Annotated in this window: 17 protein-coding genes; 15 read left to right on the top strand and 2 right to left on the bottom strand. The window is 34.9% G+C overall.

Annotated elements, in window-relative coordinates:
* Positions 1 to 132 precede the first annotated feature (132 nt).
* From CD29_RS02730 to CD29_RS02720, 3 genes are all read left to right on the top strand, one after another.
* Positions 133 to 339 (top strand): zinc ribbon domain-containing protein, encoded by a 207-nt coding sequence (locus CD29_RS02730; protein ID WP_036182557.1) that lies wholly within the window; start codon positions 133 to 135, stop codon positions 337 to 339.
* Between the two features lie 144 nt (positions 340 to 483).
* Positions 484 to 810 (top strand): YnfA family protein, encoded by a 327-nt coding sequence (locus CD29_RS02725; protein ID WP_036182555.1) that lies wholly within the window; start codon positions 484 to 486, stop codon positions 808 to 810.
* Between the two features lie 50 nt (positions 811 to 860).
* Entirely contained in the window at positions 861 to 1,235 is a 375-nt protein-coding gene (locus CD29_RS02720) for a DUF423 domain-containing protein (RefSeq protein WP_036182553.1), read from the top strand.
* A 670-nt stretch (positions 1,236 to 1,905) separates the two neighbouring features.
* Here the strand turns inward: CD29_RS02720 and CD29_RS02715 are convergent.
* Positions 1,906 to 2,091 (bottom strand): small acid-soluble spore protein H, encoded by a 186-nt coding sequence (locus CD29_RS02715; protein ID WP_036182551.1) that lies wholly within the window; start codon positions 2,089 to 2,091, stop codon positions 1,906 to 1,908.
* 190 nt (positions 2,092 to 2,281) lie between these two features.
* Here CD29_RS02715 and CD29_RS02710 point away from each other — a divergent pair, with 190 nt between their 5' ends.
* From CD29_RS02710 to CD29_RS02660, 11 genes are all read left to right on the top strand, one after another.
* On the top strand, positions 2,282 to 3,022 hold the full coding sequence (locus CD29_RS02710; RefSeq protein ID WP_036182549.1) for a YqjF family protein: 741 nt from the start codon (positions 2,282 to 2,284) through the stop codon (positions 3,020 to 3,022).
* A 100-nt stretch (positions 3,023 to 3,122) separates the two neighbouring features.
* Positions 3,123 to 4,895 (top strand): spore germination protein, encoded by a 1,773-nt coding sequence (locus CD29_RS02705; protein ID WP_235801764.1) that lies wholly within the window; start codon positions 3,123 to 3,125, stop codon positions 4,893 to 4,895.
* The gene (locus CD29_RS02700; RefSeq protein WP_036182547.1) at positions 4,892 to 5,992 is read left to right on the top strand and encodes a GerAB/ArcD/ProY family transporter; all 1,101 of its coding nucleotides are present in this window, start codon (positions 4,892 to 4,894) and stop codon (positions 5,990 to 5,992) included. Before CD29_RS02705 ends, CD29_RS02700 begins: the two co-directional genes overlap by 4 nt.
* Positions 5,989 to 7,161: a Ger(x)C family spore germination protein gene (locus CD29_RS02695; protein ID WP_036182545.1), complete on the top strand. Its 1,173-nt coding sequence runs from the start codon at positions 5,989 to 5,991 to the stop codon at positions 7,159 to 7,161. Before CD29_RS02700 ends, CD29_RS02695 begins: the two co-directional genes overlap by 4 nt.
* Entirely contained in the window at positions 7,158 to 7,955 is a 798-nt protein-coding gene (locus CD29_RS19525) for a hypothetical protein (RefSeq protein WP_052123965.1), read from the top strand. Before CD29_RS02695 ends, CD29_RS19525 begins: the two co-directional genes overlap by 4 nt.
* Positions 7,956 to 8,073: 118 nt before the next feature.
* Positions 8,074 to 8,334, top strand: coding sequence for a hypothetical protein (locus CD29_RS02685; RefSeq protein WP_235801763.1), 261 nt, complete (start codon positions 8,074 to 8,076; stop codon positions 8,332 to 8,334).
* Positions 8,335 to 8,631: 297 nt separating this feature from the next.
* Positions 8,632 to 9,879: a serpin family protein gene (locus CD29_RS02680; RefSeq protein WP_052123964.1), complete on the top strand. Its 1,248-nt coding sequence runs from the start codon at positions 8,632 to 8,634 to the stop codon at positions 9,877 to 9,879.
* Between the two features lie 50 nt (positions 9,880 to 9,929).
* The gene (locus tag CD29_RS02675; RefSeq protein WP_036182541.1) at positions 9,930 to 11,180 is read left to right on the top strand and encodes a serpin family protein; all 1,251 of its coding nucleotides are present in this window, start codon (positions 9,930 to 9,932) and stop codon (positions 11,178 to 11,180) included.
* Between the two features lie 84 nt (positions 11,181 to 11,264).
* Complete coding sequence (locus tag CD29_RS02670) at positions 11,265 to 11,531, top strand: DUF1292 domain-containing protein (RefSeq protein ID WP_036182539.1); 267 nt, start codon at positions 11,265 to 11,267, stop codon at positions 11,529 to 11,531.
* Between the two features lie 191 nt (positions 11,532 to 11,722).
* Positions 11,723 to 12,256: a D-glycero-alpha-D-manno-heptose-1,7-bisphosphate 7-phosphatase gene (locus CD29_RS02665; RefSeq protein WP_036182537.1), complete on the top strand. Its 534-nt coding sequence runs from the start codon at positions 11,723 to 11,725 to the stop codon at positions 12,254 to 12,256.
* 1 nt (position 12,257) lies between these two features.
* Positions 12,258 to 13,718 (top strand): protein adenylyltransferase SelO, encoded by a 1,461-nt coding sequence (locus CD29_RS02660; protein WP_036182535.1) that lies wholly within the window; start codon positions 12,258 to 12,260, stop codon positions 13,716 to 13,718.
* A 33-nt stretch (positions 13,719 to 13,751) separates the two neighbouring features.
* Here CD29_RS02660 and CD29_RS02655 read toward each other — a convergent pair whose 3' ends face one another.
* Positions 13,752 to 14,195 carry an Rrf2 family transcriptional regulator gene (locus CD29_RS02655; RefSeq protein ID WP_036182533.1) on the bottom strand — a complete coding sequence of 148 codons (444 nt, stop codon included), beginning with the start codon at positions 14,193 to 14,195 and terminating at the stop codon, positions 13,752 to 13,754.
* 171 nt (positions 14,196 to 14,366) lie between these two features.
* Between CD29_RS02655 and CD29_RS02650 the strand changes: the two genes are divergently transcribed.
* Positions 14,367 to 15,005, top strand: coding sequence for an NAD(P)-dependent oxidoreductase (locus tag CD29_RS02650; RefSeq protein ID WP_036182531.1), 639 nt, complete (start codon positions 14,367 to 14,369; stop codon positions 15,003 to 15,005).
* The last annotated feature ends 121 nt before the right edge of the window (positions 15,006 to 15,126 follow it).

Here is a 15,126-nt window from a genome sequence, read left to right as displayed (position 1 = left end):
ACGGTTTGATGAGGGGGTGGCCATGAAAATGGTCACCCTACTCTATTTTCTTAATACTGATTGAATTTTGAGAATTATGAAACCACAACCTCTACTCATCCGTAAAACAATTATACAAAGGGGGTTGTCAGCATGAATGAAAAAGGGTGTATTAAATGTGGGAGCAAAAACGCTGATACAAAAGAAGTTGCAATGACAGGGACTGGTTTATCGAAGATGTTTGATATCCAACATAATCAGTTCATAGTTGTGTTCTGTAAAAACTGTGGATACTCAGAGTTTTATAATAAAAAATCCTCTACAGGCTCAAATATATTAGACTTATTCTTTGGAGGATAAGCATTAATTATCAAAATGCTTTCTAACGCCGATTCTTAGGGATTGGCGTTTTGATTTTCGGAGAAATGTGTCGTTAAAAGTTTCTCTTTTCATCATTAAATGGAATAATAGTGTATGTTAAATGATGAGATAGGGGGTGACATCTTGATTAAAGCAGCTGCTATATTTGTCCTTGCTGGCCTTGCAGAAATCGGTGGAGGATATCTAATTTGGCAATGGTTACGCGAGGATAAGTCGGCATGGTTAGGATTATTTGGGGGAATTGCCCTAGTATTATATGGCATTATTGCTACATGGCAAGCATTTCCTTCCTTTGGACGTGTTTACGCAGCCTATGGAGGGGTATTTGTCGTGTTATCTGTTTTATGGGGGTGGGGAATCGATAAGAAAACCCCAGATCTCTATGATTGGATAGGTGCAGTGATTTGCATAATTGGTGTGTCAGTAATGCTGTTAGCACCTAGGCAATGATGGTTAGACATATCTTTAAAATAGAACATACATAGTTGGAGGAATATATTATGAATATTAGTTTATTGTTAGGTGTTGGCTTAGCATTCCTTGGTGTAGTACTAGGTGCATTTGGTGCACATGCTTTAAAGGACAAGTTCCCGGAACCAAAATACGAACAACATTGGAATACCGCTGTGCAATATCACATCTACCACGCGTTAGGCCTTATAGCGATTGGCATCTTATCAATGGATGCGTTAGTAGGGGAATCATCGCTACTAACATGGGCGTGTTATTTAATGTTCACAGGAGTTATCTTCTTTAGTGGAAGTTTATATGTTCTGTCTGTAACTGGGGTTAAGAAACTAGGCGCGATCACACCAATTGGTGGACTTCTATTTCTTGTGGCATGGGCATTGGTTGCAATTGAGGTAATTAATTAATTTTTAGAATATGTAAAGTCTATTAAGTACATTTGTGGGGGGAATTTGTTAGGAATGTCTTTAAGATTGATTGTAAAGGACAAATGAGAGTGGGATTTTAATAGAAATGTCTTTCATAAAGGTGATGAAGGAGATTTCAGCGGTAGAATCCTCTCAAAAAGGTCTTCATAAGGCTGATGAAGGACATTTCAGCAATAAAATCCTCTCAAAAAGGTCTTCATAAGTCCGATGAAGGACATTTCATCGGTAAAACCCAATCAAAAAGGTCTTCATAAGGCTGATGAAGGACAATTCATCGGTAAAACCCAATCAAAAAGGTCTTCATAAGTCCGATGAAGGACATTTCAGCAATAAAATCTTCTCAAAAAGGTCTTCATAAGGCAGATGAAGGACATTTCATCGGTAAAACCCAATCAAAAAGGTCTTCATAAGTCCGATGAAGGACATTTCATCGGTAAAACCCAATCAAAAAGGTCTTCATAAGGCGGATGAAGGACATTTCAGCGGTAAAATCCTCTCAAAAAGGTCTTCATAAGGCGGATGAAGGACATTTCAGCAGTAAAATCCCCTCAAAAAAGTGTTCATCAGAACAATGAAGGACATTCAAACAGGAATTCCCATCAAAATGTCCTTCACCCTCATATCGCAATAGAGCCTCACATTTATGACTCTAATTTAATTTCTCTTTTAAACTAGATAACGCAACCTCTTGTTCCTTTTGTGGATCGTCTAAAGGATAAATTCTTGCTGTTTCCTTTTGTTCATCAACGTGTTGGATATAAACACGTTCTCCGTTATAAAATACTTTTGCTAAATGGCCTGACTCTGCTATTTCTTGGGCTCTTTGAATATTCAATTCCAAATCCTCCTCGTAATTGTAAAATTGTTTCCATCTTCATTATTAACAGTTCTTCATAAAAAATATTCTTCCCCAAAAATCAAATCTGAACATTGTCTAATATTGGACCTAATAGTTAAAAATGAAGTAAATGAACCATCCAAAACGTCAATTTGAAATTCATCAACAGTGATAGGGGTGAAACTACTTGAATTCATACGAACATCAAAGATTAAATCATCCAAGACAAGTACCTTGGATTATGAAACAAACATGGTTGGATACTTTGTTCATTCATTATCCAGTTAAGGCAGATGAGCTTGCTAAATTAGTACCAAAACATTTACCGATAGACACATTTGAAAAGATGGCCTGGATTTCAATCGTTCCATATTTGACAACATCTGTAAGAATGCGCGGCCTTCCCCCTATCCCAGGAATGAACCGATTTCCGGGATTTAATGTTCGTACGTATGTCCATCTGAATGGAAAACCAGGAGTATATTTTTTTAACCTTGCTGCAGCAAACTGGTTCACAGCGAAAATGGCAAAGCGATTTTTTAAACTTCCTTATATTTACTTGAACATGAATTTCCAAAGAAACGGAAACTACATACAATTTGAGAGTGATCCATACAGAAAAAATGATGAGAAATTAAAGTGGATTTACCGACCAATTTCTGAACCTAGACTTGCACAAAAAGGGTCGCTTGAGGAGTGGTTAGTTGAAAGATACTGTCTCTATACGATTAACCAAAAGGGGGAGCCATTTCGGAGCGATATTATACATCATTCATGGTTGATACATGATGCAGAAGTAGAATCACAGCATCGCTCTATTTTACCGGAGTTTAACATTTTTCCATCCAATGAAAATGCCATTTTTCACTATTCCAAAAGGGCAGAAGTTAATATTTGGCCAATTTTACCTTGTTTGAAAAATCAATAACTGGTAAGTATGAAAAAATCCTATAACCTTTTCCTATGTAGTATATAAATTCAAATTTAAAGCACAATAAGTAACAAATCCTATTATTGGAGTTATATATATGAGGTATGTATTCACAGGAAATGATAAAAAAACTAAAAATAGCAGTTCAGATAACAACAACAATAGTTCTAACAATCAAGGGGAATTTAGTCTTTCGATTGAAAAGGACTTGGCTAAAAACCTTGAAACTATTAAAACAATGCTTGGTAATCCAAGCGATTTAGTAGTTAGGGAAACTAAAGTTGGTAGCACAGACATCAAATGTGCAATTTTATACATCAGTGGAATCACTAATTCTGATTTAGTAAATAACAATATTTTAAAAGCAATTCAATCAAGTAATATTCAATTAAGTAAAGATCAGTCCAATAACAATAACAACCAATCAAGCAATGATCAGAATAACAAACAGTCAAATAATACCCAATCAAGTGACAATCAAACTAGTAATAACCAACCAAATAATCAAGGGACAAACAATAGTGAATCAAATAACAACAATCAATCCAAAAACAGTCAGTCGAACAACGGACAGTCAGGTAAATCTACACAATCTAACCCCAACTTATTAGATCAAATTTACAACGAAGTAATTGCAATTACGGATGTTAAGAAAGTGACAACATTAGACGAAGTTTCTCTTGCACTATTATCAGGTAATTCATTGTTTTTGTTAGATGGTGAACAAACTATTTTAGTGATGGATGCTGCCGGAAGTGAAAATCGGGCTATACAAGAACCACAATCAGAATCGGTAATTAGAGGATCTAGAACAGGATTTGTTGAGAACATTAATACGAATATTTCTTTAATCCGTAGGGAAGTAAAGGATCCTAACTTACGTTTCGATGTGCATGAAATTGGTAGACGATCTAAACAAAAGCTTGCAGTATGTTATGTAGCGGGTATTGTTAATCAAGATATTCTAGATGAAGTAAATCGTAGATTAAAAACAATTGACATTGATTTTGCACCTGATTCAGGATTTGTTGAGCAATGGATTGAAGATAGTTTTCTTTCACCATTTCCGCAAATTTTAGATACAGAAAGACCTGATAAATTAACCTATAACGTGCTCCAAGGAAGAATTGGAATTTTAGTTGACGGAAGTCCGTTTGCTTTAATTACCCCCATCACATTTGGAGATGCAATATTGTCAATTGAAGATTACAACCAGAGATGGATTATAGGGTCTGTTTTGAGATTATTAAGATTTTTTGCTATTTTCATTGCAGTATTTCTGCCAGCAATTTATGTAGCGCTTATCTCATACCATCCGGGAATGATTCCTACCCAACTTACTTTTTCAATTGCTGCAACGAGAGCAAATGTACCGTTTCCCTCGATTGTTGAGGCATTATTAATGGCAATCACTTTTGAGTTGTTACATGAAGCTGGGGTTCGGCTACCAAAGGCGGTTGGGCAGACTGTTGGAATTGTAGGGGGAATTGTAATAGGAGATGTTGCAGTAAGTGCTGGTATTGTTGGACCTGCAACAGTAATCGTTACATCTCTGACTGGTATTGCTGCTTTTGCAATCCCTAACTATAGTATGGCGGTTGGCCTGAGAGTCATTCGATTTGTATTACTTTTGGCAGCTTCTATATTTGGCCTTTACGGCATCACTCTCTTATTAATCATGCTTTTGATTCATATTGTAAATTTAAAAAGTATGGGGGTTCCTTATTCGGCTCCATTTGCACCATATTTTTTAGGTGATTTAAAAAACATATTTATTCGAGCGCCTATAACAACTCTTATTAAACGTCCACCATATATAAAGCCAGAGGATATAAAAAAAATCAATGATGGAGGTCCAAGTAGTAAATGAAACCTACGCAAACTCATGGGTTTATTAGTGACCGAGACATCATGATTGCAGTCACTTCTAATATCATTGGGATCACAACTTTAATTTTCCCAAGAGTTATTGCACAATATACAAGTGCTGGAGATGGTTGGATTGCAATTTTGATTGGTGGGATTGTTGCATGCATTTGGAGTTGGGTAATTGCTAAAATAGCTTCTTCTTTTCCCAATCAATCCTTTATCACTTATGCCTCCTACTTACTTACAAAACCAATGGCTGTGATTATAACTACTCTCTTTATAATACATTTTATTTTGGTTACAGCATATCAAGTTCGAGAAGTCACTGTATTGGCACATCAATACTTATTTGATAAAACTCCGATTGAAGTAGTTTCATTATTATTCCTTTTGGTTGTCGTTTATGGTGTATCTGGATCACGAGCTGGAATTTTTCGTTTAATTGTTATATTTTTCCCTACTGTCATTGTAGGATTACTAATTCTTGTTGTAATGCCGCTTGGTTTGTTTAAAACAGAGAATTTGTTACCTACTTTTCAGACTGACTTTCAAGGGCATATGAAAGCTAGCTTATCGACAGTAGGAACATTTTTAGGGTTTAGCATGCTTCTTTTTTATATTGAACTTGTAAAAGAACCAAAAAACACGCCAAAAATGGCGGTAAAAGGTGTTATGATAGCAGTTCTTTTTTCTTTCTTAATATTCTTAATTTGTATAGGTACATTTGGAAATGCTACAACAAGAAATTTATTTTTTCCTGCTTTTGATATATCTAAAACTGTGGAATTACCCGGAGGATTTTTTGAGCGGTCTGATGTCATTCTATTTGTCATTTGGACTATAATTATATTTACAACAACATTAATATTCTTTGATCTAATTGTTTTGCTAATGATGATGTTATTTAAAAATGCAAAAAAAATGAATATCATCTTAGGTATTTCACCTTTAATTTTCTTACTTAGCATGTTGCCAGTTAATTATATAGAGATAACTAATGTCGGAAGATTTTTAACTAATTCCTTGTTTATTTTCTTACTTATCGTCACCATCCTTTTAGGAATTACCTATAAAGTGAAAGGTGGAAATCAAAATTGAAATGTTTGAAAAAAGTATTTTTTATGGTAATCCTGTTATTATTGCTAACTGGTTGCTGGGACAAGGTAGAACTAGAAGATAGGGCATTTGTTTATGGAATTGCAATTGATACTGCCGAAAAACAATCGGAAATTAAGTTAACTTCACAACTTATCGTTCCAAGTCAGCTTTCAACTTTGGGTGGTGGTGGTGGGAGCGGTCCTGCCTTTAGGAATTTATCTGTAACTGGGGAAACAATTATAGATACGAACCGAGAAATGATTAAACAAACTAGTCGTGTGCCAGATCCAACACATATAAAAGTCATTCTCTTTTCGGAAGATATCGTCAAACAACCGACCTTATTTAAAGAATATATAGATTTATTCCTCCGTGAAAAGGATATGCGAAGAGGAATTCTGATTGCCGTTGCCAGTGGGGAAGCAGGGGAGCTATTATCCGTTGAACCACAACATGAGAAAATCCCTACTCAATATATTGGTAGGTTATTGGAAACAAAAGGGAATCTAGAAACAATAGAATCAATAAGGGTAGGGGATATTCAAGAAAAACTATTAGAAAGAGAAAGTTTTCCTCTTCCAGTGATAGAGAAGTTAGATTCTAAAAGCGTTAATTACGTTGGAATTGCTATTTATAACGGAAAAAAAGACCAAATGGTCGGTTTGTTAAAAGGGGATGAAGCAAAAGGATTAAGTGTTTTAATAGAAGAAAAAAATACTGGTACGCTCAATATTAATGTAGAGGGAAAAAGTTCGACAGTCGAATTACTAAAAATAAACCATAAGATTACTTTAGTGAATAATAATCCTAATAACTTTGAGTTTAAAATCTCACTTAAAATAATAGGTACAATTGCTGAACAATTTGGAAATCAGGATGTGATGAATGCAGAAGTACATGACAAATTTCAACTTGGACTAGAGCAAAAAATTCATGAAATAACGACGAAAGCTGTGGAAAAATTACAAAAAGACTATAAGACGGATGTTTTAGAATTGGGTCCATATTTACATCATTACCATCCAAAAGTTTGGGAGCAAACGAAAGACAATTGGGAATTTGGTGAGAACAACTTTTCTAAAAGTAAAATCAATTTCGATATACATGTAATGATTGAAAGACCAGGTACTATTAATAAGACTTCAGATAGGAATGAAAATAGACAATGAAAACAATCATGGAAAGGATTCCAAGTCTATTTACATTCTTTTGTACATTACTTGCATTTGTCATTCCTTACGCTACCTATAAAATAAATCAAAAAATTCATGCAAGTGTGGACCCGCCTTGGAAGATTCAAGGTAATCAAAACGCCAATGGTAATCAAAATACGCAAGGCAACCAGAATGCCAATGGTAATTCAAATTCGCAAGGCAATCAGAACGCCAATGGCAATCAGAACGGCAATGGCAATCAAAATTCTCAAGGGAATCAAAACGGCAATAGCAATCAAAATTCCCAAGGGAATCAAAACAGTAATAGCAATGGCAATCAAAATTCTCAAGGGAATCAAAACGGCAATGGCAATCAAAATTCCCAAGGGAATCAAAACGGCAATGGCAATCAAAATTCTCAAGGGAATCAAAACGGCAATGGCAATAAAAATTCCCAAGGGAATCAAAACAGTAATAGCAATGGCAATCAAAATTCCCAAGGGAATCAAAACGGCAATGGCAATCAAAATTCCCAAGGGAATCAAAACGGCAATGGCAATCAAAATTCCCAAGGGAATCAAAACGGCAATGGCAATCAAAATTCCCAAGGGAATCAAAACGGCAATGGCAATCAAAATTCCCAAGGGAATCAAAACGGCAATGGCAATCAAAATTCCCAAGGGAATCAAAACGGTAATGGCAATCAAAATTCCCAAGAGAATCAAAATAGTAATAGTAAACAAAACCCACAAGAAAAATCGATGTTTAAAAGATTTCAGTCAAAATTTTCAAAAGATCAAAATGGATAAGAATTGAGCATTTTCATTTAGCATGAAATGCTCAATTTTTATTTCAAACAATAAATCTAAGTATTAAAAGCAACAAATAAAAGAAATACTTAATAATGAATTCCATATTAAATAAGAAATGGAGTTAGTTGATATGGCGGTATGTCCTTTATGCAATTCTTTGAAAGAACTAAAAGTGTACTGTTCAAATTGTAATATTTCAATGGAAGATTCGGGGAAAGTATCGGACTTTTTAGATCCTTATGGTCATTACAATGATGAAGAAACAGTCAAAATGGGAGACGGGTATCCTAATACAGCCCGAGACGAGATTTGTCCGCACTTGTTTACTTGTAAAGAATGTGGCTCTAATGAAGTAAAGTTTGTTCAGGAAGAATAAGTCAAAGGTCTAAAGTTATTTTGTCACTTAGTGCTTTTTCATCAGGATTAACATATGCTGATATATGCATAACATATTTTTACAAAATTCAACATTTGAGAATAAGTAACATAAAAAGTCATTTCTCTTTATAAAGGCTTCTAAAGTAGGCAATACTTTAGAGGTCTTTGTAGTATGAAAATACTGAGTTATGGTTAATTGCAATTATTTAATTTGATATTTTGAGTCGTTTTTTAGATTTGGTAGGTTGTAACTTTTAAGAATTTAATGAGTCATATTTACTAAGGTGGTGTCGTGATGAAAAAAAGTTTTATTTGGCTGTTTTCGCTTTGTCTTGTTTTAACGGGATGTGGTACTCTTCCAACACTAACGAATAATACAAATAGCTTAAAAGTTGCAAGCCATGTAGAATTTGGAGAAGAAGATTATCAAGATATAGTGTCCTCAAATAACGCACTAGGATTCGATTTACTTTCTACAGCTACTAGAGATGATAAAGGGAATATTTTTATTTCTCCAACTAGTTTATTTATGGCACTCTCCATGGTTTATAACGGTGCTGATGGCATAACGAAAGAGGAAATGGAAAAGGTTCTTTATGCAAAAGGACTTACACCAAATGATTTGAATAAAGCCAACGCTTCGTTCATGACATTACTAGACCAAAAATCAGAAAAAATACAATTAAACATTGCTAATTCCATTTGGTTAAATAATAAATATCATTTTCAAGAACAGTTTTCTACAACAAACAAAGATTACTTTAACGCAGAAATTAAGGAAATTGACATACACAATCCACAGTCTCCAAAGACGATTAACGATTGGGTAAAGAGTAAAACGAATGGAAAAATAGATAAAATTGTTGCAGATGAGTTAAACCCAGAATTAATAACAATACTCATTAATGCCATCTATTTTAATGGCAGTTGGACTTATCCTTTTGGGAAATCATCTACCGAAGAAAAAACATTTACATTAGAGAACGGATCTACCATTCAAGTTCCTCTAATGGAACTGCATGAGAATTTATTCTATACAAGAAATAACATCTTCCAAGCTGTATCACTTCCATATGGTGATGCTAGTATGTCAATGAAAGTATTTTTACCAAATGAAAATGTTAGTCTAAAGGAATTCGAAGAAATGCTTACGGTAGATCAATGGCAGGATTGGCAAGATAGTTTTTATAAATTGGAGGGTACCGTTCTATTTCCTAAATTCACTTTAGAATACGAAGTAGAATTAAAAGAAACACTTAAAGCATTAGGAATGTCTTCTGCATTTAACAATTCTAATTTTTCAAAAATGGTTGAAGAAGATGTGGGTATTTCTATATCAAGTGTAAAACAAAAAACGTACATTGATGTCAATGAAGAAGGGACAGAGGCAGCTGCAGTTACTTCTGTCGAAATGAATGCTACTTCCATGCAACCAAGTGATAATCCGTTCTTTATGGAAGTGAACCGACCGTTTTTTATCGCAATAGTGGATGAGACATCAGGATCTATTCTTTTCATGGGATCTATTACTAACCCGCAATAGACTTTGTTCTTCGTATTTGTATTCTGTATTAATCTTGAGGTGGTGTTGTGATGAAACGAGTTTTTATCTTGTTAGTATCACTAAGTATAGTTCTAGTAGGATGTGGATCGGATTCTAGTTTTACAACTACAACAACTCAAACCTTAAAAATTGCAGATCATGTGGAATTTGGCGAAGATGATTATCAAAAAATTGTATCTTCAAATAATGAGTTAGGATTTGATTTATTAGTAAAAGCACCTAGAGATGACAATGGAAATATCTTCATTTCACCAACAAGTTTATATATGGCACTTTCAATGGTCTACAATGGTGCTGATGGGGTAACGAAAGAAGAAATGGAAAAGGTACTTTATGCTAATGGACTTGACCCAGATGAACTGAACAGAGCGAATGCTTCCCTGATGACATTGTTTGCCCAAAGTACAGAGCAAATCCAACTAAATATAGCCAATTCTATTTGGTTAAATGATAAATATAGCTTCCAAGAGGAATTTGCAACAACTAATAAAGATTATTTTAATGCTGAAATTAAGACGATTGACGTTCAAAATCCACAATCACCAAAAATGATTAATGATTGGGTAAATCGTAAAACGAATGGTACTATCGACAAAATTGTAGATGATACACCAGATCCAGGATTAGTGGCGATGTTGTTAAATGCTATCTATTTTAAAGGGAACTGGACTTATCCATTTAAAGCTTCACTAACTGAAGATAAAGATTTTACATTAACTAACGGCTCTACAATTAAAATCCCATTAATGAAGCTCAAAGAAGAATTGTTATATACTAAAAACAACGTATTCCAAGCAGTTTCACTTCCATATGGGAAAGAAAATATGTCAATGAAAGTATTTTTACCACATGAGAATGTGGGTTTAAAAGAGTTTGAAGAAATGCTATCTACAGAACAATGGGAAAATTGGATAGATAGTTTTTATAAATTAGAGGGTACTATTTTATTACCAAAATTCTCTCTAGAGTATGAAGTTGGGTTAATTGAAACGCTTGAAGCACTTGGTATGCCTTCTGCATTTAAAAATGCAAACTTCTCAAAAATGATTGAAGGTAACTCCAATCTTGTTATTACTAGTGTAAAACAAAAAACATTTATAGACGTCAATGAAGAAGGAACAGAAGCTGCAGCGGTCACTAAAGTAGAAATGGGGGAAACTGCAATAGAACCAATTGACAAACCGTTTTATATGGAAGTGAACCGACCATTCTTTATCGCTATAGTAGATGAAACATCCGGAACAATTCTTTTCATGGGATCAATCACAAACCCACAATAATGAAATAATATATATGTTTGCTTGATTAAATACAGAAAAAGAAACAAAATAAAGGTAACTTCGAAAAAAGAGAGGGACTTATTCATGGAAGAAATTAAAGTTGGAGAAATATTCACGATTGGTGAAGAAGATGATGAAGAACAAGAAGTTGAAGTCCTAGCAGCTATTAACATTGAGGGAACACAATATGTAGCAGTAGGATTTGTAGAAGATTTAGCAGAAGAAACTGATGAAGATATTGACGTTTTCTTCTTAAGAGTTGATAGCGAAGGTGACTTTGAAGCGATCGAGAGCGACGATGAATTCGATAAAGTATCAAAAGCTTTTGATGAGATTTTAGAAGACGAATAAGGTGAACTATTGAAATAACGAAAAGTTGGTTCTACTAATGTAGCAGCCAACTTTTTTGTTTTTATTGAGCCCTTTTATTCGAGTTTCAATTAGTATCTGTTATTGTATGAATACGAATAGATGTTGATTGGAAACATAATATGAATGCATTTTTCTACTTTAGTACTTGCAAACTAAGGAGAGTAAAAATTATGAAGACTGCAGTTTTTTTAGATCGAGATGGGGTCATTAATGAGGTACTAACTAATAGAGTAAAATTTGTGAATAAGCCACGAGATTTATATTTCTTGCCACGTGTTGCCGAGGCAGTTAGAAACTTAAATGAATTTTTTGATTATATATTTGTTGTTACAAACCAAGGTGGAGTAGGGTTAGGTTACATGAAAGAACAGCAACTTCACAAAATACATGAGTATATGATCTCTGAACTGGAGAAAGAAGGTGCAACCATTCATGAAGCAGTATATTGTCCACACAAGCCTAAAGCAGGTTGTGAATGTCGAAAACCGAATGCAAAGCTTATAGAAGATCTAGCCAATCGTTATGAGGTTGATCTTTCTAAATCATTTATGGTGGGCGATACTGATACGGATATTATTGCGGGGAAAAAAGCCGGAACTAAAACGGTTTATATTGGTGATAGTGACCCAATTGCTGATGCCATTTTCCCAGATTTGTATGCAGCTAGTGAATGGATTATTGAAGAAGTAAAAAAGGAGGATTGAAATGACCCAACATACTGGATGGAAGTTTGATAATAGTTATGCCCGTCTGCCGGAATCTTTTTATAAAAAGAATGCACCACAACCTGTGAGCTCTCCGAAATTAGTTATTCTAAACGAGTCATTAGCAGAATCGCTTGGACTAAATCCAAAACTTTTGAATAGTGAAGATGGGGCGGCGATTTTTGCAGGGAATAAGCTGCCTAATGGTTCAGAACCATTAGCGCAAGCTTATGCTGGTCATCAATTTGGTCATTTTGCGATGCTAGGTGACGGCCGTGCAGTGTTACTAGGGGAGCAAGTAACACCAGAGGGAAACCGTTTTGATGTTCAGTTGAAAGGGGCAGGAAGAACCCATTTCTCAAGAGGTGGAGATGGACGCGCAGCACTTGGGCCAATGTTACGTGAATATATTATAAGTGAAGCAATGGAAGCGTTAGGCATCCCAACAACTCGAAGTTTAGCAGTTGTCACTACAGGTGATCCTGTAATCCGAGAAACTGATCTACCAGGTGCAATTCTAACAAGAGTTGCGGCAAGTCATTTACGTGTAGGAACATTCCAGTATGCTGCTGGCTTTTTAGATATTGAAGATTTACAAACATTAGCTGAATATGCCATTGTTAGACACTACCCTGATATTGAAAATGATGAAATGCGTTATGGTAATTTTCTTCATGAAGTTGTAAAACTACAAGCGAATCTTATTTCAAAGTGGATGCTTGTAGGGTTTATTCACGGTGTGATGAATACAGATAATATGACAATAAGTGGGGAAACGATTGATTATGGACCGTGTGCGTTTATGGACACGTACGATACGAAAACAGTTTTTAGTTCAATTGATAGGCATGGGCGCTATGCCTATGAAAATCAACCGAAGATTGGTATGTGGAACTTAGCCCGTTTCGCAGAATCACTTCTACCCTTGATCGACCAAGATGAAGATAAAGCAATTGAAATTGCACAAAATATCTTGGGGGAATTTCCAAAACGATACGAAGAAAATTGGCTAGCTGGTATGCGCGCAAAACTAGGGTTGTTTAATGAAGAAACGGCAGACATTCATCTTATTAATGAACTTCTAGAGCTTATGTACCAACACAAGGCGGATTACACAAACACATTCAGCAGCTTAACAATGAATAAACTTGAAAATTTATTGTTATTTACCACAAAACAGTTCCAAGTGTGGTATGAAAAATGGCAAGCTCGACTTGATCGACAAGAACAATCTAGAGATGAATGTCGAGATTTAATGAGAGTAAGTAACCCTGCAGTCATACCACGTAATCACCGAGTTGAAGAAGCGTTAGAGGCTGCTGTAGAAAATGGAGATCTCAGTGTGATGGAAAATCTGTTAAATGCACTAGCCGATCCGTACAATTATGATTCAATTCAAGAAGAATATTGTTCCTTACCGAAACCATCCACTATTCCATACAGAACATTCTGTGGAACTTAAAAAATGCGAGAGAGGGGAAACCTTCTTTCGCATTTATTTCGTAGAATTTGCTTGTTCTTTTTGAACAATATCCTTTACTACATCTTCGATTGTAACTTTAGATAATGTGTTTTCCAAAGCAATTTGTGCATTTGAAAAAATAGGGATAATGGATTCTTGAATATTCCTTCCTACACTACAATCTGGATTAGGATTTTCATGAACACTGAATAATTCGTTTTCACTTACTACATCAACAGCTCGATAGACATCAAGTAATGTAATAATTGATAAGCTTTTTGCAAGTTTTGCACCTGCAATTCCAGCGTGAATCTCGACTAACTCGGCTTTTTTTAACATACCCATAATCTTTCTTATAACAGCTGGGTTCGTATTAACACTACTTGCTAAAAATTCAGATGTATTAACACCATCTTTATTCAACTCAAGTAATGCTAAAATATGAATTCCAACAGAAAAACGACTACTGATTGACATATTGATCACCATCCTTTGTATAGAACTTAATTGCATGTAATTAGATCGATTACAACTTATTATACCTAATTATTATAAATTCAGTATAAGTTATTTGACATTGTGATTTAATGTAACTATTATGGTTACAGGTAACTATAGCGATTACATTTAATATTGGAGGATGGAATTATGAAAGTTGGTATTATTGCAGCAACTGGTAAAGTGGGAAGTCTTGTATTAAAAGAAGCGAAACAACGTGGGCACGAAGTAACTGCAATTGTTCGCGATGCAACTAAGTTAACTGACAAAAGTGTTCCAGTTATTGAGAAAAGTATTTTTGACCTGACAACTGAACATGTAAAACAATTTGACGTTGTGGTCAATGCATTTGGTGCTCCACTTGGTGAAGAACAGGCGCATGTTGATGCAGGACATGCGCTAATCGAGGCAGCAAAAGGTACTGAAACTAGAATTATTGTAGTTGGTGGAGCTGGCAGCCTTTATGTAGACGAAGCGAAAACAGTAAAATTAATTGATACACCGGAGTTCCCTGATTTTGTAAAGCCAACAGCAAAAGGACAAGGTCGCAACTTAGAAGAATTACAACAAACAGCTGACCTGAAATGGACATTCATCAGTCCTTCAGCCTTTTTCGATGCAGAAGGAAAACGTACAGGATCTTACACTGCTGGAAAAGATCATCTATTAGTTAACTCGCAAGGTGATAGCTATATTAGTTATGCTGACTTTGCAATTGCTGTTGTAGATGAGATTGAACAGGCAAATCATATCAATGAAAGATTTACTGTTGTTGGTGAGCAAGAGTAATTGAAGATGAAAATAAGCTAAGTTCTTGAAAAAAGAGCTTAGCTTTTTCTGTTTTCAGATAACTTTTTTCGAAATATAGGCATATGCTAATTTGAATGTTTTACGAAAGGATGAGTTCGCT

Source organism: Ureibacillus manganicus DSM 26584, from assembly GCF_000772945.1.
GTDB classification, from domain to species: domain Bacteria; phylum Bacillota; class Bacilli; order Bacillales_A; family Planococcaceae; genus Ureibacillus; species Ureibacillus manganicus.
This window is presented reverse-complemented; position numbering and strand designations above follow the sequence as displayed.

What these genes read in the sequence shown, in the direction of transcription:
- CD29_RS02730 (WP_036182557.1), top strand. Translation starts at nt 133, where the DNA reads ATGAATGAAAAAGGGTGTATTAAATGTGGGAGCAAAAACGCTGATACA.
- CD29_RS02720 (WP_036182553.1), top strand. Translation starts at nt 861, where the DNA reads ATGAATATTAGTTTATTGTTAGGTGTTGGCTTAGCATTCCTTGGTGTA.
- CD29_RS02705 (WP_235801764.1), top strand. Translation starts at nt 3,123, where the DNA reads ATGAGGTATGTATTCACAGGAAATGATAAAAAAACTAAAAATAGCAGT.
- CD29_RS02700 (WP_036182547.1), top strand. Translation starts at nt 4,892, where the DNA reads ATGAAACCTACGCAAACTCATGGGTTTATTAGTGACCGAGACATCATG.
- CD29_RS19525 (WP_052123965.1), top strand. Translation starts at nt 7,158, where the DNA reads ATGAAAACAATCATGGAAAGGATTCCAAGTCTATTTACATTCTTTTGT.
- CD29_RS02685 (WP_235801763.1), top strand. Translation starts at nt 8,074, where the DNA reads ATGGAGTTAGTTGATATGGCGGTATGTCCTTTATGCAATTCTTTGAAA.
- CD29_RS02680 (WP_052123964.1), top strand. Translation starts at nt 8,632, where the DNA reads ATGAAAAAAAGTTTTATTTGGCTGTTTTCGCTTTGTCTTGTTTTAACG.
- CD29_RS02675 (WP_036182541.1), top strand. Translation starts at nt 9,930, where the DNA reads ATGAAACGAGTTTTTATCTTGTTAGTATCACTAAGTATAGTTCTAGTA.
- CD29_RS02670 (WP_036182539.1), top strand. Translation starts at nt 11,265, where the DNA reads ATGGAAGAAATTAAAGTTGGAGAAATATTCACGATTGGTGAAGAAGAT.
- CD29_RS02665 (WP_036182537.1), top strand. Translation starts at nt 11,723, where the DNA reads ATGAAGACTGCAGTTTTTTTAGATCGAGATGGGGTCATTAATGAGGTA.
- CD29_RS02660 (WP_036182535.1), top strand. Translation starts at nt 12,258, where the DNA reads ATGACCCAACATACTGGATGGAAGTTTGATAATAGTTATGCCCGTCTG.
- CD29_RS02655 (WP_036182533.1), bottom strand. Translation starts at nt 14,195, where the DNA reads ATGTCAATCAGTAGTCGTTTTTCTGTTGGAATTCATATTTTAGCATTA.
- CD29_RS02650 (WP_036182531.1), top strand. Translation starts at nt 14,367, where the DNA reads ATGAAAGTTGGTATTATTGCAGCAACTGGTAAAGTGGGAAGTCTTGTA.